The sequence below is a fragment of the Paramicrobacterium chengjingii genome (assembly GCF_011751765.2).
Classification (GTDB): domain Bacteria; phylum Actinomycetota; class Actinomycetes; order Actinomycetales; family Microbacteriaceae; genus Paramicrobacterium; species Paramicrobacterium chengjingii.
Window position 1 is genome coordinate 2,568,271 of sequence record NZ_CP061169.1, and the last position, 16,815, is coordinate 2,585,085.

Annotated in this window: 11 protein-coding genes; 5 read left to right on the forward strand and 6 right to left on the reverse strand. The window is 60.9% G+C overall.

The features are described from left to right. Positions 1-6 precede the first annotated feature (6 nt). Positions 7-4,875: a LamG-like jellyroll fold domain-containing protein gene (locus tag HCR76_RS12500; protein ID WP_166990947.1), complete on the reverse strand. Its 4,869-nt coding sequence runs from the start codon at positions 4,873-4,875 to the stop codon at positions 7-9. Between the two features lie 184 nt (positions 4,876-5,059). Between HCR76_RS12500 and HCR76_RS12505 the strand changes: the two genes are divergently transcribed. After that, on the forward strand, positions 5,060-5,767 hold the full coding sequence (locus tag HCR76_RS12505) for a CDP-alcohol phosphatidyltransferase family protein (RefSeq protein WP_166990950.1): 708 nt from the start codon (positions 5,060-5,062) through the stop codon (positions 5,765-5,767). On the opposite strand, the gene HCR76_RS12510 is transcribed toward HCR76_RS12505, so the two are convergent. Both HCR76_RS12510 and HCR76_RS12515 read right to left on the reverse strand, forming a co-directional pair. Continuing rightward, a complete protein-coding gene (locus tag HCR76_RS12510) occupies positions 5,764-6,465 on the reverse strand; it encodes an acyltransferase (protein ID WP_166990952.1) in 702 nt (233 codons plus the stop codon). The two genes, HCR76_RS12505 and HCR76_RS12510, sit on opposite strands and share 4 nt — an antisense overlap. After that, the gene (locus HCR76_RS12515) at positions 6,462-7,751 is read right to left on the reverse strand and encodes a hypothetical protein (protein WP_166990955.1); all 1,290 of its coding nucleotides are present in this window, start codon (positions 7,749-7,751) and stop codon (positions 6,462-6,464) included. The genes HCR76_RS12510 and HCR76_RS12515 overlap by 4 nt, the downstream gene beginning before the upstream one ends. Before the next feature lie 137 nt (positions 7,752-7,888). On the opposite strand from HCR76_RS12515, the gene HCR76_RS12520 reads away from it, so the two are divergent. After that, positions 7,889-8,461: an LbetaH domain-containing protein gene (locus HCR76_RS12520; protein ID WP_166990958.1), complete on the forward strand. Its 573-nt coding sequence runs from the start codon at positions 7,889-7,891 to the stop codon at positions 8,459-8,461. After that, positions 8,458-9,576, forward strand: a complete 1,119-nt coding sequence (locus HCR76_RS12525) for a glycosyltransferase (protein WP_166990961.1) — start codon at positions 8,458-8,460, stop codon at positions 9,574-9,576. Before HCR76_RS12520 ends, HCR76_RS12525 begins: the two co-directional genes overlap by 4 nt. Here HCR76_RS12525 and HCR76_RS12530 read toward each other — a convergent pair. Beyond that, on the reverse strand, positions 9,552-10,994 hold the full coding sequence (locus tag HCR76_RS12530) for a hypothetical protein (protein WP_166990964.1): 1,443 nt from the start codon (positions 10,992-10,994) through the stop codon (positions 9,552-9,554). The genes HCR76_RS12525 and HCR76_RS12530 overlap by 25 nt on opposite strands. A 207-nt stretch (positions 10,995-11,201) precedes the next feature. On the opposite strand from HCR76_RS12530, the gene HCR76_RS12535 reads away from it, so the two are divergent. After that, positions 11,202-12,692 carry a tyrosine-protein kinase domain-containing protein gene (locus tag HCR76_RS12535; RefSeq protein ID WP_166990967.1) on the forward strand — a complete coding sequence of 497 codons (1,491 nt, stop codon included), beginning with the start codon at positions 11,202-11,204 and terminating at the stop codon, positions 12,690-12,692. A 6-nt stretch (positions 12,693-12,698) separates the two neighbouring features. Here HCR76_RS12535 and HCR76_RS12540 read toward each other — a convergent pair whose 3' ends face one another. Together HCR76_RS12540 and pip are read right to left on the reverse strand one after the other, a co-directional pair. Beyond that, positions 12,699-14,669: a glycoside hydrolase family 71 protein gene (locus tag HCR76_RS12540; protein WP_166990970.1), complete on the reverse strand. Its 1,971-nt coding sequence runs from the start codon at positions 14,667-14,669 to the stop codon at positions 12,699-12,701. A 72-nt stretch (positions 14,670-14,741) separates the two neighbouring features. After that, complete coding sequence (pip, locus tag HCR76_RS12545; protein ID WP_166990974.1) at positions 14,742-15,698, reverse strand: prolyl aminopeptidase; 957 nt, start codon at positions 15,696-15,698, stop codon at positions 14,742-14,744. Positions 15,699-15,802: 104 nt separating this feature from the next. Between pip and HCR76_RS12550 the strand changes: the two genes are divergently transcribed. Beyond that, complete coding sequence (locus HCR76_RS12550; RefSeq protein WP_166990977.1) at positions 15,803-16,804, forward strand: aldo/keto reductase family protein; 1,002 nt, start codon at positions 15,803-15,805, stop codon at positions 16,802-16,804. The last annotated feature ends 11 nt before the right edge of the window (positions 16,805-16,815 follow it).

Here is a 16,815-nt window from a genome sequence, read left to right on the forward strand (position 1 = left end):
CATGCCCTACTCGGCAGGAGCGAAGGTGAAGCTCAACACAGGTTTGTACGCGCTCGGGCCATCTGACGACCAGAGTCGTACGTTGTCATCTCCTGTTCCGACGATTCTCAGCGTGACTGACTGGCCGAGCTGCGTGACGAAGGCCGATGTCGTCAAACTGAATGTATATGAGGTATTCACCGCGTTAAATCCTGTGAGTTCAGCAACGTCAATGCCAGCATCCGTCGGTCGGTTGTTCCAGGTCACGGTGTCCTGTGACCAGGGCGAGGTGATCAGAGAACAGGTGTGGGTGTCGACGGATGCCGCGACAGGGTCTGTGGATGTACGGACCGTGAGCGTGACGCCGGAAAGCTCCATACCTGCAGGTGCCGTTGGAACGTTGAATCCCAAAAATGCTTCCTGCGGGGAACTTCCGGCGCGAGAAGCCACCTGAGTGTTGCCCCCGTAGTTCGACTCCGGCACGCTCGAGATCACCATCGCATCCTGCGTCGGTGATGTGGTCACCACAACGGGTTCTTGCTCGATCGTCGTGGACGCTTCCTCCGAAGGTTCGCTGGTGTTGCCTGCGGCATCCATCGCCGTCACCGCGTAGTAATAGGTTCCGGGTGCGAGACTCGCGTCAGAGTAACCAGTCGATGTGACGTCAGCGATCTTCGTTCCCTCGCCGATCTGCACTGGTGTGCTCGGTGACCGGTACACGGTGTAACCCGTGACAGACACGTTATCCGTGGAGGCATCCCACCCGAGAGAAATCGAGGCGCCGTCTGTGGTAGCCGTCAAACCGCTCGGGCTGCTCGGTGCCGACTCGTCCTCCTCAGGTTCCGGGACCTCGCCTGGTGCGTAGCTCAGTACAAGCTTCGGACGATATGAGTCGTGAGTCGCCTCGCTCGACCAGAGCCTCACATTATCGTCACCTGAGCTGCTGATGCGCAAAGTCACGGTCTGGCCGCTCATCCCCACGAGAACCGCGGCGCTGAGATCGGCGGAATAGGTTGTGTTCGTCGACGTCATGCCACCGATCGTTCCCAGTGCACTGGTAACCGTCGTCGGGCGATTGATCCACGTTACGGTGCCTTCGTCCCACGCATCACTCACGATCGTCACATCATGCGTGTCCGCCGACCCGGCAGCGGGGTCTGTCGATGTGCGAACCATCAGTGTGACGCCACTCACGATGAATCCATCGGGCGAGGTGGGGAGCGTAAACGTCAGGAACGTCTCAATCGGCGAGGAACCGCCGCGCGATGACACCTGAACGTTGTCGCCATAGTTGCTTGTGGGCTGGACCCCGTACACCATGGCATCCGCATCAGCAGATACTGTCTCCGTGACCGGGTCGGGAGCCACCACTCCCGCAACCGCTGACGTTGCCGACGACGCATTTCCTGCCACGTCGACAGCGACAACCTTGTAATAGTAAGTACCCATTGCGAGGTTCTTATCGACGTAGTCGGTCTCGTCGATGTCGGCAATCGCGGTCTCCGCGTCTGCCACGAAGTTCTCTGACGCACCACGGTAAACGGTGTAATGATCGACGCTGACATTATCCGTCGCATCCGCCCAGGCAAGGGCAACCCCGGTCGCTGAGCCTTCCGCGGTCAGATCCGCGGGGACCGTTGGAGGCACGACATCAACAACGTTGACGGACGTCGATTCTGACGCATCCGAGACGTTGCCGGCGGCGTCTACCGCAGTAACTACGTAATACAGGGTGCCGAATGGGACGTTCACGTCGGCGAACGCCGTCTCGTCAACCTCGCCGATCTGTATCCACTGGTTGAAGGGGGCATCGCTGTCTGTGCTGCGATACACGCGGTATGCCTCCACGCCGACGTTGTCGCTAGGGGCCGACCAGCTGAGCTCCACACCCGTTTCAGTCACCTCACCGACAACGTTCTCGGGGACTCTTGGAGCTTCGGTGTCCGCCGTGCCGAGCACATAATGCTGTGCCACGTCTGCCGCACTGAGCGGCGCCGAGTAGACCGCCACCTCATCGATCGTGCCCGAGAAGTTCGAACTCGATGGCGCATCCGAATCGAAGAAATCGAATGTACCGTTGCCCACCCGCCAGTAACCGTCGAATGACGAGTGCGACCTGTCCGAGTTCGCAGACACCAGTACACCGTCGAGGTAAAGCGCCATTCCATCGGGACCCTGGGTGGTCACAAGGTGGTGCCAGTTGCCGTCATTGTAGGACTGTGACGTTGTGACGTTACCGGTTGAAACCGAGAAGACGATCGTGCCGTCATCATCCATGTAGACGTTCTTATCTGTGCTCCACGAAAAGCCAGTCTGAGAGCTCTCAAAAGCAATCAGCTTCCCACCGGACTGTGTAGTTGTCGAGAACCAGAGCTCAGTCGAATAATCGCCAACTCCTGATGTCGCACTTGACGTCACGACTCGACTCGATGATCCGCCGGTGAAGGCCACCGCGGAATTCCCGCCAAGCACGCCGGCTTCGCCGAGCGAAACACCGGCACCGTATTCACCTGGAGCTGCCCCGAAGATGCTCGAGTCCGCTGCTGTGCTTCCTGATGTCTCGCTCAGCCGCCAGTACAGTGCCGGGTCCATGCCATACACGGAAGCACCATAAGCGTCACTGGGCACGGGGTTCATCGTGCCCTCACCACCCGCTGCCGTGTAGTGGTTAATTACTGATGTCGGTGAAAGCGCACTCTGGTACACGGCAGTCTCGTCAATGAGGCCGGAGAAGAAGTTGCTCGACGGCTGTCCGGGCCACCCGTTGAGTTGATCTCCACCGACGTGCCAGACGCCGTAGTAATCCTGCGCCGACGACTCGGGGTTTGTCCCGATCCGTGCGCCGTCGACATAGAACGCCATTCCGTCATCGCCCTGCGTCGCGACGATGTGGTGCCATTGACCATCGTTGTACTGTTCAGGTGTGCGGATCGTGGCAGCCGACCCCACCCACACGCCAAACACGAGCTGACCCGAATTGGTCATGTAAATGTGACGATCGTAATTGCCGCTGAGAGCTGTGTCTCCTGTATTCGTTCGCGGCCGCCCGTTGCCAAATCCGACAATCTTGCCGCCGGAGTTCGTCGTCGTCTTGATCCACGTTTCGATCGAGTACGTGCTGGGTGCCTCGACGTAGTTGTCCTCCCAGACGTAGTCATCATGTCCGTCGAACGAGGCTGAGCCCGTCGTGTCCTCGGGATAGGCGCCGTCATTGACGACCGAGACGCCCCTCTCAGCGATTCCACTGAGCCCGTCGGTTTTCGTACTGCGTGCACTGCCATCCTGCACCCAGCCGCCGCCGACGCTGTCATAGCTCCAGGCGAACTGGGGATTGTCCCCGCGCACAGCGCTCGGGTAGTCCTGCGATATGTCGCCAGCGGTCGCCGATCGAGCCGTTGAGAGTGAACTCGTATTCGTTCCGTCGCTCGCGGACACCCGGTATGTGTGTCGAGATCCGGATGCTACCGAATCATCGACGAACGTCACTTGTGGCCGTTTCCACCACAGCGATGAGGCAGTTCCCTCCCAGAGCGGCGTCGAACTGCCATCGCGGTACACGCGATACGTCAGAATGCTGTCGTCAGGATCAACGACCGTGCGAAATCTCACCTGGATGTTGCCGTCACTTGTCGTCGCTGCGGATACGCTCGGCGTTGGTGGTGCGCCCACGTCGTCGGGCCCAAAGCGCGTCAGACTCTGCTGCGGCTGCCCGTTTATACGGGTGAATTCTCCGCCGGCCCACAGATAGGCATTGCCCGTGGCCGACCCGGTCGCGATTGTCAGAGCGCGTCCGCCGATTCCCTCGCCAATGCCATCGTTGCCGTGAGGATCCCAGCCGAGGAGGGTAGCAGACTCAGCATCCTGGGCGACAAAATAGCTACGCTTTCCATCGGCAAAACCAGCATTCCCCGAGCAGTCATGTGCGTGGTTCACCGAATAAAGCGTGCCCTTATACTCGAGCACGTCCTGTGTGGCGCCCAGGCAGACGTCTCGCCACTTCTGGTCAAGGGTATTCCAATCGATCGCGAAGCGGCCGTCGAAGACTCCCCCACCCGTTCCTTCGTTGCCGGCAAATAGCAGGTCGCCGCCCGTCGACAACGTCTTTGTCACCGACGTGCGGCTGATGAAGCCGAGCGGATAATTGCGTACGTTCGCGCCCGTGTCCGCATCAACGATCGCAATGGCGTGAGAGTCTTGGCCATTGATCGTCATAAAGTCCCCACCGACAGCAACTTTGGTGCCGTCTGGTGAGACGGCTAAGGCACGTCCCGTGACGTCTGCATCCGCAACCCACGGTCGCAGTTGACCAGTGGTAGCGTCGACGGCCGCGAATTTGCTGCGGGGCTGTCCTGCAACGGAGTTGAATGCACCCGCCAGATAAAGAGTGTCGTCCGAGAGCGCCAGCCCATATACAGATGCAGAGATCGAGCTCGTCTTGAACGGAAGGACGGTGCATGACTGCACGTCGAGCGCAGCTGCGCGATAGATGCTCACGTCGTTGATACTGGAGAAGCTTCCTCCGATGTAGACCACGTCACCGTCGTCAGAGGTGACGATCGCACGAATCGACGGACTTCCTCCCGACATTTCTACGGTGAATTGGCAGGAATCCGGCTCACCCGTGTCTGCGTCGAAAATAGCCAGCGCTGCTTGATTGCGAGGCTGCCCGCTTGTGCCATCTGGCGGTCGAATCTGAGAGAACGAACCGCCGGCAATCACCTTGCCGTGCGAGTTTCCAAGAGCGTAGACGACCGAGTTCGTCTGCCATGTCGGTAGATCATCCGCGCTGAATTCGACTCCAGGCGAGAGAGCGCGCACCAACGTAGGTGCGAACACAATGAGTCCAGCCATGAGACCACAAGCTGCGACAACGCTGCCGATCCGTCGAATACGCACTCGGTTCCCCGCTCCTCGTGCGACGAGGTGTCCCGCCGCGAGTGACATCTGTGGCACTGCGCGCGAAACTCGTGCCAACGTGATATTCACTCACTTTTGTGTCTCCCGCAATGCCCCTTCCAGGGGACATGAGCTTTACTCAGCTTTATGGTTGACTGGTACGAACAATGCACGAGGAGCACACATGACGACTCTCGCGGCCGAAATTCGGTCACTGGCTTCTGCCCAGAAGAGCAGCGCAGGAGTCTCACTGTATTCACGTTTCATCAATCGACCATTCGGTCGCGTCCTGGCTGTACTCGCTGTGCGCGCACGAATCAGTGCCAACACAGTCTCGCTACTCTCAGCCGGTGTGACGGTCGTTGCGCTGGTACTTCTCATCCTGATGCCGCCGACAGTGTTCATCGGGCTTGTCTCGGCATCGCTTCTCGTGTTCGGCTTTGCTCTCGATTCGGCCGACGGCCAGGTTGCCCGCATCACCGACAAGAGTTCGCCCGCCGGAGAATGGCTTGACCACATCATCGACTCTGGAAAGATGGTCGCCGTTCACGGCGCTATCCTCGTCGCCGCATTCATACGATTCTCCGTTCCGACGTGGTGGTTGCTCGTGCCACTCTGTTTCATCTTCGTATCGACGGTGATGTTCGCGGGGACGCTCCTCACTCGATTCCTTCAACCTCCATCAGTGTCAGCTGCAACCAGAAAGCCCTCCCTTGTGCGGGCAATCGGCTTGCTGCCCGCTGACTACGGGATCCTCGCAGTGGTGGTTACTCTCTGGGGCTTTCACGGAGTCTTCACGCTCGTCTATACGGGTCTGTTCGCCGCCAACGCTGTCATCCTGCTGATGCTTCTTGCCAAATGGTCCCGCGAGGTCTCGCGCCCCGCAGATTAGAAGGCCTGCTCGACGATTCCGTCCGGCGTATGCACGACGACGTGTCTTGTCTCCCCCTCGTCTCGGTCGAACCACGCGCCTTCGACCTCGGTCACCCATCGGGCAGGCACCCCCGCGTACATTCCCGGCTTGACACCGTTCCCCTGCACGAGCACGGCACCCGCGGCCAACACCGACCGCCCAGGCAACACCGCTCCGCCCAGAATCATGCAGCGGCTCGCGACGAAGCTGCGTTCACCGATTCGCACGGGCACAGCAGTCTGCGCGTTCTCTCGCAGATCGACACTGTGCGTCAAAATCCGAGATTCATGACCGGCAAGACTCGCGAACGAGCCAACTTCGACCCTCGCGGAACAGTCCAACTGGTGACGGCTCATGATCTTTCCGTGGACGCCCACATCAAGAACACCGCCGTCAGGGAGAAGCCGCACATACACGGGGGGAGCAGAAATGAGATTCATGCGCCCAATCATCGCCCCGTCCGCGAGACGAACTCGTCGCATGTTCTTCACGACGTTCCATTTGCCGATGCGGCTCCCTGCTCCGAGCTCAACCGAGGAGACCTTCCACACGACGTTCGACGCCGCGCGCGCTCTCGGATGCACGTTGTGCCCCAACCGCCTTAATGCAAAGTTCTTGGCTGCAGAGGCAGGCAAGATCCAGACCCCTGCCTGCAGAATGTACCGCACAGTGCTCATGCGCGCTGACCTCCGAGAGATGACGCCTGCACGAGATCCGACTCGCGCGGAAACGAGAAACGACGACCGGATGAAGCAAGCTCAATGGCGACTCTCACGACCAAGCCGAACACCACACCGGACAGCGCGCCGATCACTCCAAGCGCGACAGCTCCGAGCGCGACGAGCGGCAGGCCGACGATCATTGAGATCGAGGCCGCCTTGGCTGCGACCCCAACACGGTCGATTGCAGGCATAATCGCTTTACTCACGGTGCTCTCGATGAAGCCGACCGCCACGAACGCGCCTGCAAGGAGGAGCGCCGCAAGTGGAACCTCGATGACTCCGCCCGACAACCAGCCCATCAGAAACGGCGCCGCGATCACGGTGATCACACCAAGGAGCGTGCCCACCGACAGCGCGCCGATAACACATTGCTTCACCCGTTGACGAAGTCCCGAGAAGCCTCGAGCACGCGGAACCCAGGCTTGTGCAACGACGATGACAGGGCCGAGTCCCACCGAGATTTGACGCTGCACTTTGTCGATCAATGCGAACACTGGCAGCGCCCCAGGGGCAACTTGTGTGACGATCGCTACCGGTGCTGCGATATATGCCGCTGAGAGCACCGTTGACGCCAGCCCCGTCCCCTGTGAAGACAAGACCAGGCGCAACTGCCTCGTACTGCCACCCCGAGGAAAGGCACTCAACACCCAACTCGTTGCGATCGCAAATCCGAGCAACATTCCTCCAAGCTGGCAGGCCATGCCTACCACAGCGCTTGCACCCGAATACATGAGCGCAATGCCGATCCCTGTTCCAGCGACGCGTGGCGCGGTCTCCGCAACCAGTTGGAGGTACGGTCTGCGCACTCCGGTAAAGAACCAGTTTGCGCTGAGGCCGACACTCGACATGGCAAGTGCGCCGATAGCAGCATGAACGGCATATACAGGCACCAGAAACACCGCACATGCTGCGGCGACCGCGCTAGCCGGGAGTGCGATGCAGAGTTTGACGCGCAACGACTCCACATACTCCGAACGCTGCCCACGAGGCTGGGCGGCGGCGATGCGCGCAGGACCGGTCATTCCCCACCCGTACCCGATTACGACAGCCGCGATCCCGCCGATGGACTGCCCCACAGCTATCGCCGCCCACGCTTGAGCGCCGTCAGCATGGATCATCGCCGGGATCGCGGCGAGCGCCGCGACGGCCAGGGCTGCGACCGACAACCCGTAGCCGCTAACGCGGCTGAGCACATTGCCGATTCGGCGGATCACGCTACGGTTGGACTGGGGGCTGGACATACCCATCCTTCGTCACTCTCGGGGGCGTTGCAGCGCAGGATCGGCCGCGATGACAGGCTATGTGACACATGAGGTTTCCTCAATTACCCTTTTGTGGGGGTGCGGCTTCTCATCTTATATGAGGCATACTCATATTTATGGGTAATGCGGGGACCACGACACTTCGGCGAAATCTTGGTGCGTTCACGGGTGCCGGATACGACAAGGGCCGCAACATCCTTTGGCAGATCGCCTGGAATCTCGTGTCCAGCTGTGTCGTCACCCAGTGGTGGTGCCCAGCAGGTCTGCGGGCGACGATTCTCCGCGCCTTCGGCGCCTCGATCGGACGCAACACGAATATCCGGCATCACGTTCGCATCCACTGGCCGTGGAAGCTCGCGGTCGGCGACCGTTCCTGGATCGGCGAGCAGACGTGGATCCTCAATCTCGAGCCGGTGACGATCGGAGCCGATGTCTGCGTGTCTCAGGACGTTTTTCTGTGCACCGGAAGCCATGACCGCCGCTCCCCCAGCTTCGAATTCGACAACGCGCCAATCACCGTCGGCGACGGATCGTGGGTCGCTGCCCGCGCTGTCGTGCTTCGCGGAACGTCGATCGGCGCCGATTCCGTCATCGGTGCGACCGCTCTCGTCACGCGAGATACCGTGCAAGGAGAGGTGCTGCTCGCCCCGATCGCCATATCGACGCCCACCTCGACGGCCCAGCGATGAGGGTGCTCGAGGTCGTCACACTGGTCACCCCTGATGGCGAATACGGCGGACCGACACGGGTGGCCGTCAACCAGGCGGCGGCATTGCAACGGCGAGGTCACGACGTCACAATCGCGGCAGCGACGCGTGGCTTCGCTGAGCCCCCGTCTCTGCTCAACGACGTTCCGACGCGACTCTTTCCCAGCAGGACACTGGTACCTGGCACCGGATTCGCAGGACTTAGTTCCCCCAGACTCATGCGCTGGCTCCGCACGAACGTGTCAGCGTTCGACGTCGTTCACGTGCATGCAGCACGCGACCTCGTTACGCTACCCGCGGCGCGAACTGCTCTCCGCAAGGGCGTCCCGTATGTTCTGCAGACACACGGCATGATCGACCCATCAGGCAACCCGCTCGCACGGCCGTTCGACACCTTACTCACTCGAATGGTGCTTTCTCGGGCACAACGCGTTTTCTATCTCACCCCCACAGAGAAAAGCGACCTCACCACTGTCGGAGGCTCACACCTCCAGTTCCAGCATCTGCCCAACGGAGTCCCACGAGCCGAACCAAGCGCCGAGACAGCAATGCCGCTCGAAGTGCTGTACCTTGCACGGCTCGCCCCACGCAAGCGCCCCCTGGCCTTCGTTAAAGCGGCCGCATCGCTTTGCTCTCGTCACCCCGACGTTCGATTTACGCTCGTCGGGCCAGACGAAGGCGAGGCTGCCGCCGTCGACGCGGCGATCACGTCCTCCGGTCACGCTGACCGCATCAGACGCGAGCCGGCGATATCACCGGAGAACACGCTTGAGAGAATGTCCCATGCGTCGGTATACGTACTGCCCTCGGTGAACGAGCCCTATCCCATGTCCGTGCTCGAAGCTATGTCGCTCGCACTTCCGGTGGTCATCACCCGTAGTTGCGGACTTGCCCGCCTCGTCGCTGATTCTGAGGCGGGGGCCGTCGTCGACGAGACCGTCGAGTCACTGGAGGACGGAATCGACAGGATGCTGCGTGACGACGCACTCCGTGATCGCCTCGGTCGGAATGGCATGCACGTCACCCGCGCCGAGCACAGTATGGACGCCATTGCAGAGCGGCTTGAAGCCGGCTACGCGGACTCCGTAACGGTCTGAACTCGCTGCTTTCCCAGAACGAACATCACGCAGACCAAAGCCACTGCAAACGTCCCCGTCGCCTGAAGAAGCGATCCACGCATCAGGATCGTCATGTACACGGGGAAGACCGCGCCCGCGATTGCCCACACCCCGCCAGCGCTAAGAGCCGGGAGGAGTTTCGTGTCAAACCCGCGCAACACATATCCGATGAGAAGAAAACCGACAACGACCGCCGCAACCCCGCCGTTGACGAGAAGCTCAGCCCACATTGGAGCAGATAGGTTCTGAAAATCGTACCCTCGATATTGTGCGAGGAGGATCCCGGTGTCTATCGGCTTATCGCTCCACATCGATCGCGGCACCCAGAACAAGAGGCTGCCGAGAAGCTGGCGCAGAGGCTGCACAAGTCCGTCAATCCAATACGACAGCGCATTAGCAACCTGCCAGAAGGCATCGTAATCAGGGTTCCCTTTATACTCGCCGAAGAACCCGCTCCTGATAAACGTGCCGACGCCATTCCGGAAGGCATCAGCGAGCGGAAAGAGGAACAGGAGCCCGCCAAGAGTCGCGGCGAGCGTCACACGGCTCCGACTAGTCGTCGTCACTGCTCCGAGATATACAGCTATCGCGAAGAGCACGGTACCGAGCGAATAGCGCGCGCTCGCGAGCGGGTTGACAATGATCAGCAGCATGACAAGGCAGAGAGACGTGCCGAGAACGATCGTCGTGCGATGCGCACGCAGGGATGTGCTTCTCCTCAATTGCGAAAGCGCCCCACCCACGATGAGCATCGGATAGATGGCCAGTGCGTAGAACACGGAACGCATCGCGGGGTCTGGCCATGCATGTTCACGAGCCGCGAATGCCGCATCCCGAGTTCCGAACACGCCGGAGAGCCCGACTTTCGAAATGAAATACGCGCTCGCCGCCAGACCCGCTGCGGCAAGCATCACCGTGCGCGCGACGTCGACTCCCCGAGGCACCCTCACTGCGCTGTCGGTTGCGCGTCGACGCTCAATCAGGCAGCGGACCAGCACGCCGATCTCAAAGCAGAAGATGCCAAAGCACACGATGAGAGCAGCTGGCTGATCAAGCGCCGGATCCATGGCTTTCGTCGTGCGAGAGACGAGATCGGAACGAATCTGCACCGTTGGCGCAATACCCATGAAGATGTAGCAAAACAACCAGAAAAAAAACTCGAAGAGACGCGGTTGGCCACCCACAATCAGAAATGAAAGCCGGAGCCCCGACCACACAAGAACAGCCATCGTGAGTACCCATGCGGAGCTTCGTCCGACATCGGGCACCTCGGCCACCAGGTACAGCGGGAGCATGGCCGCCAAGACCCCAGCGGTAGCCGAAAACCAGACAATCACGAAGGCCCGCCCATGACCATCACGCGATGGCTCACGGGAGTCGTTATTCAGAGGCTGCATGGCGGCTTTCCACAGTCACCCCATTAAGGGGCGCAAAACCTGAGTTTTACTCACTAATATCGATCTAGTGTGCCTATCATGACACAGGACCGACGGTGGCGTGAACAGTACCCGAGCTGAAATCACGACCCCGACTACGCGCTGGCACTGAACCCGTCACTGTCAGTCTCAGTCTGTCCGAGGGGGAGAAACTTGGAACATAGAAGCATGTGGGCGTTGATGCGCCAGTATTGGCTCACGCTCGTCGTGTTTGCACTCGCAGGCGGCGCATGCGGCTATGGTGCAATCCTGCTGACCACACCCTTATACACAGCAGACACGGAGGTGTTCGTTGCATCGTCGAGCGGGCAGAGTACGAACGACCTCACACAGATCAGCAACTACTCCCAGCAGCAAGCCCGCAACTACAGTGTGCTCGTCACGCGTGAGATCGTTCTACAGCCCGTCATCAACGATCTCGATCTCGATCTCACGGTCAACCAGCTTCGTCGGAAGGTCTCGGCGACGGTTCCGCTCAACACGTCACTGATCTCAATTTCTGTCGAAACAGACTCAGCGCAGGGGTCGGCCGAAATCGCCGATGCAATTGCCGCAAGCCTGTCGCAGCAAATTCGGGTTCTCATTCCACCGCTCGAAGATGGCTCATATCCGATTCAGCTGAAGACAGTTGAGGCCGCAACGGCTCCCGGTTTCCCGTCATCGCCGAACAGGACTCTGTACGTCGGCCTCGGCTTGGTCATCGGTCTCATTGCAGGTCTCGCGGTGTGCGCCACGAGGGAGTTCGTCAATGCGAAGGTGCGCACACCGGAGCAGGCTCGCGACCTTGCCCGATCCAGCTTGCTCGGCACAATCGTGCATGACCGTGCAGCGGCGACGACTCCCGTTGCTCTTCAGCACGACGAGTTGTCTCCTCGATCCGAGGAATTTCGTCAGCTCCGCACGAACCTGCGATTCCTCCAGGCTGACAGGCCGCACAAGGCGTTCGTCGTCACCTCGTCTGTGCCGGGTGAAGGCAAGAGTTCGATCGCCGCGAACATCGCCGCGACGATGGCAGCTACAGGGCAGTCGGTTTGCCTCGTGGAAGCAGATCTGCGCCGCCCGACGCTGGCGAGTACGCTCGGGTTGGTCGGCGGGGTCGGATTTACAACGTTGCTTGCGGGCGAAGCCGAGCTCGATGACGTGCTTCAGTCTTGGGGCAAGCACGGAATGAGCGTCCTCCTCGCCGGAGAGACGCCTCCTAACCCGAGCGAGCTCCTCGGCAGCGAGCATGCTGAGCTGATCCTCAACAACATCGTCAGTCGCTTCGATGTCACGATCATCGATTGTCCTCCGCTCATCCCGGTCACCGATGCGACAATCCTCGCGCAGCAGTTCGGCGGAGCGATATTCGTGACAGGCATGCGTCGCGTGCAGGTTCGTGAAGTGCGCCGCTCCCTTGAGCGTATGGCGCTCGTCGGCGCGCCGATCCTCGGCGTCGTCGCCAACCGCGCACCGCTCAGCATTCGCGGGCGATACCGGATGACGTACACCGCCCCCGTTGAAAAGACGAAAACGTCGCGCTTCGCTCTGTTCACGCGGAAGGGCGCGAAGTCCAGTCGCCGCGATGATGCCCGCGCAAAGCCAGTGTCTGCCCGCTTTTCACGAGCCAACACTCACCACGATTCGGAACCCGCAAACGAGTCTCTTCGCGCAAGCTGAGATCGATCACTCATTCGACGCTGCGTGATACTGAAGGTCAAGCACCATCGGACTCGCTGTAACGCTCGCCGTCGGCTCGAGATCGGCGATCGCAGAGCCGTCTCGGGCAGCAACAACAGTGACATCGCCGATGGCAAGCGGGAAAGTTTTCACTTCGAGACCGCGGTGCGCGATGTAGGTGTGAACCGACTCACCGATCGTCACCGTCACCGTCGTGTCAACTCGCATCATCGTAAGAACCTCAACGCTATCTCGAGGCGGCGTTGCCGCTCCACCAAGCGTCGGGTGCATAGGTTCTTGAGGCGAGGACGGCGTGGCTCCCGCAGGCTGAACCCGGTACGTGACAGCGACGGTGTCGTCGACAAACTGCAGGCCCGTCCCGTCGGCGAACGCTGCGATATACGGTCTGCTGATATCGAGGAACGCTGTTCCGTGTGCGACGGAGGGCGCAAGCTGCGTGGATTCGCTGTAGTCGTTCCATGTCACCATCTGCACAAAGTCGGCCCCCTCGTCGATGGCAGCGTCCCACATTGCGCGAAGCAATTCCGTATTACGCGATTCGGCGTAGAGGGAGGCGCTCGGGCGTGCATCCTGAGCAGCAACGGGCGCCATCCACTTCACACCGAGGGCGTGGGCCCTCGCGACGTTATCCGAAGCCGCATTCACTGCATCAGGGGTCCGTGCGCCCCAAGCTCCGAGGGCGTAGCTGATTGGCGCGTACAGTGCCATGTTGTCGTCCGACGCGTTGAGGAAAACAGCCATGAAGTCGACCGGCGTTGAAAGCTTGTTCTGTAGATCATCGATGAGCTCACTCCACCAGGTGGCCGGCTTGCCCTCCGCTTTGAAAGAGGACAACGCCACGGCACCATTCTCTGTTCGGTACGCAGAGTCATGGGCATAGAGCTCAACAAGCTTGCCTGCGATTTCACTCACTGGCGAGTCAACGAGCCCGGATGTGGCATCGATGTTGGGGGTCACGACGAATCCGCCCTCAAGATCGGCCGCGCGCATCAGCTCACGGGACGTGTCCCAGTTGCGACCGGACAGCGACATGAGATCGACGGTGAACCCGTCGATACCGGCTGCCTTGGCCTGCCGCACCTCCATACGGAGGTCCGCGAGCCTCCAGTCTCCCTCTCGTGGTGCTCGTGGAAGCGGCCGATCTCGTAAATACCCGCCGTATTCCGAATGCTTTCCGTTCTCTCCGTCGGGCTTCAGATATTCCTCGGCATAGTAGTCACTGTCGGGTGGCTGATTGTCGATCGAGACAGGGAACGGCGGAAAATAGTGAGCGAAGACAATGCCTTTCTGCCGCGCCGAGTCAGCGGCTCCCGGTGCTGCGATCGAAAAGTGCCCTTCGCTCGCGAGTGTGACAACGAGGCGAGGAGCTGAGTCTCCTGAACGTGAGAAAGAGACGTCCGTGCCGTTGGACGCTCGCAACTCGATTCCAAGGAGGTACGTGGTTGACAGTGTCTCCGCAGATTCGAGGGAGAGAGCGGCCACACCCCCACGCTTCGATGGGATGGACGCGATGCCCAGAATCTCTGTTCGATGTTTCGGCTGGTTCTCGAAGGTCAGTGTATCCGCATCCCATGCCGCCGAGGCGGCGTGCGCGCGTACGTCGCCCGTGTGCCTTACGTCGTCGACGGTGAGGGCGAGTTCAGCCGAATTTATCGCGAGCCCTGTGAGCCCGGACGTATCGAACGTGAGCCATGTTCGCTCGGTATTGCCGCGTAACGCAAGCTCCGGCGACTCGGCATGCGACGCCTCCGGGTCGCTCTCTGATGTCCATCCAGCAGCGATCGGAGAGAGAACGACGTCTCGAGGGCTGCCTGTCGTGACGGCGGAGTGGCGATCGATCGAAGCAGCATCAGGTTGCGGACCGAGCAAGAACCCGACCACCAAGCCAAGAGCGCACACCGCAGAAAGCGCAAGCGAGGCAACGCCCCACTTCGCTCGACCGCCCTGTAACGACACGATCCGGTGCCTTTCGCCCGTGACCCCGAGCTATGACAATCGTAACGGAGCCACGCACATCTGCCTGCCTATTCAGCCGGCGAAGCGGTCCGTCGCCTCGATCAGCGCCGAGAGAATACCCGGCTCATCGAACGCATGACCGGCATCCGGAATGATCTGCAGGTCGGCCTCCGGCCATGCCCTGTGCAGCTCCCACGCCGTCATGGGCGGTGTACAGACGTCATAGCGACCCTGCACGATGACGCCGGGAATATCGCTGAGCTTGCCAGCATCCCGAATCAGCTGCCCCTCTTCGAACCAACCCCTATTCATGAAGTAGTGGTTCTCGATGCGCGCGAACGCCGTAGCGAATGCGGGCTCGGTGAACGAGGCGACCTTCGACTCGTCGCGCCTCAGAGTGATGGTCGAGGACTCCCACTCCGACCAGGCTCGCGCCGCCGGCACATGCACCTCTGGGTCGGGGTCGGCGAGCAGCTCGGCATACGCCTGCACCATGTGGTTGCGATCTTGCAGGGCAACCGGCTCGACGAACCTCTCCCACAGGTCAGGGAAGAGCGCAGCAGCCCCGCCCTCATAGAACCAGTCGATCTCCTGCTGCCGCAGCGTGAAGATGCCTCGCAGCACAAGCTCCGTGACGTGATCAGGATGCGTCTCGGCATACGCGAGCGCCAGCGTACTGCCCCACGAGCCGCCGAAGACCTGCCACTTTTCAATGTTGAGCGTGTCGCGCAACGTCTCCATGTCGGCGACGAGCTTCCACGTCGTGTTATGCGTGAGGTCGGCCTCCGGCTCACTCACGTGCGGCGTGCTTTTGCCGCAGCCACGCTGGTCGAACAGCACGATGTTGTACTTCTCGGGGTCGAAGACGCGGCGATGCTCGGGGTTCGTCGCACCGCCTGGGCCACCGTGCACGAAGACGACGGGCTTTCCGTCGGGGTTGCCGCTCGTCTCCCAATAGACGCGCTGACCGTCCCCCACGTCAAGCAGTCCTGTCATGTACGGTTCGATGTTCGGGTACATCTCTCGCATGTACCGACGATAGCGTGAATCCGATTCCAGCTCGATGGTGACCACTCCCCACCACAACGCTTCACGCTCTTCTGGCGACGGAGCCCATGACGTAGCGTTATGTCATGGCATATCGATTTCTTGGACGCAGCGGACTGAAGATCTCCGACATCACGTACGGCAACTGGCTGACGCACGGCGGCCAGATTGAGAACGAGACGGCGACAGAATGCGTGCACGCCGCACTCGATCACGGAATCACAACGTTTGACACGGCAGACGTCTACGCAAACACCGTTGCCGAGCAGGTGCTCGGTGATGCTCTCGCCGGACAGCGTCGCGAGTCGCTCGAGATCTTCACGAAGGTGTGGGGCCCGACGGGGCCGAGGGGCCCGAATGACTCGGGCCTGAGCCGCAAGCACATCATGGAGTCCATCAACGGCTCACTGCAGCGCCTCGGCACCGACTACGTCGATCTTTACCAGGCGCACAGGTATGACCCAGAGACGCCGCTCGAAGAGACGATGCTTGCCTTTGCCGACGTCGTGCGCCAAGGAAAGGCCCTGTATATCGGCGTCAGCGAATGGACGGCAGAGCAGCTGCGCGCTGGCCACGCACTCGCCAGCGAACTCGGCATTCATCTCGTGTCGAACCAGCCGCAGTACAACATGCTGTGGCGTGTGATCGAAGAAGAGGTGGTCCCCACCTCTGAAGATCTCGGTGTCTCGCAGATCGTGTGGTCTCCGCTGGCGCAGGGAGTTCTGACCGGCAAGTACGAGCCGGGGAAGGATGCTCCCGCGGGCAGCCGCGCAACGGACGAAGCAGGTTCGAAGACCGTTGCCCGCTACCTGGGAGACGACGTGCTCACCGCGGTGCAAGGCCTGAAGCCCATTGCCGAGGAGGCCGGGCTCACCATGCCGCAGCTGGCCATCGCGTGGGTGCTGAGCAACCCCAACGTCGCATCGGCGATCATCGGAGCATCCCGCCCCGAGCAGATCGCCGACAACGTCGTCGCGTCGGGGACGACACTCGATCAGGACGTTCTCGACCGCATCGACGCCGTTGTGGGCGACATCGTCGAACGCGACCCGTCGAAGACAGACACGCCGACCGAGCGCCCCTCTTGACGGCGCTGCTC

Bases quoted from the DNA above. Each gene is read 5' to 3' on its own strand.
- HCR76_RS12505 (WP_166990950.1), top strand. From the start codon at position 5,060: ATGACGACTCTCGCGGCCGAAATTCGGTCACTGGCTTCTGCCCAGAAG.
- HCR76_RS12510 (WP_166990952.1), bottom strand. From the start codon at position 6,465: ATGAGCACTGTGCGGTACATTCTGCAGGCAGGGGTCTGGATCTTGCCT.
- HCR76_RS12515 (WP_166990955.1), bottom strand. From the start codon at position 7,751: ATGTCCAGCCCCCAGTCCAACCGTAGCGTGATCCGCCGAATCGGCAAT.
- HCR76_RS12520 (WP_166990958.1), top strand. From the start codon at position 7,889: ATGGGTAATGCGGGGACCACGACACTTCGGCGAAATCTTGGTGCGTTC.
- HCR76_RS12525 (WP_166990961.1), top strand. From the start codon at position 8,458: ATGAGGGTGCTCGAGGTCGTCACACTGGTCACCCCTGATGGCGAATAC.
- HCR76_RS12530 (WP_166990964.1), bottom strand. From the start codon at position 10,994: ATGCAGCCTCTGAATAACGACTCCCGTGAGCCATCGCGTGATGGTCAT.
- HCR76_RS12535 (WP_166990967.1), top strand. From the start codon at position 11,202: ATGTGGGCGTTGATGCGCCAGTATTGGCTCACGCTCGTCGTGTTTGCA.
- pip (WP_166990974.1), bottom strand. From the start codon at position 15,698: ATGCGAGAGATGTACCCGAACATCGAACCGTACATGACAGGACTGCTT.
- HCR76_RS12550 (WP_166990977.1), top strand. From the start codon at position 15,803: ATGGCATATCGATTTCTTGGACGCAGCGGACTGAAGATCTCCGACATC.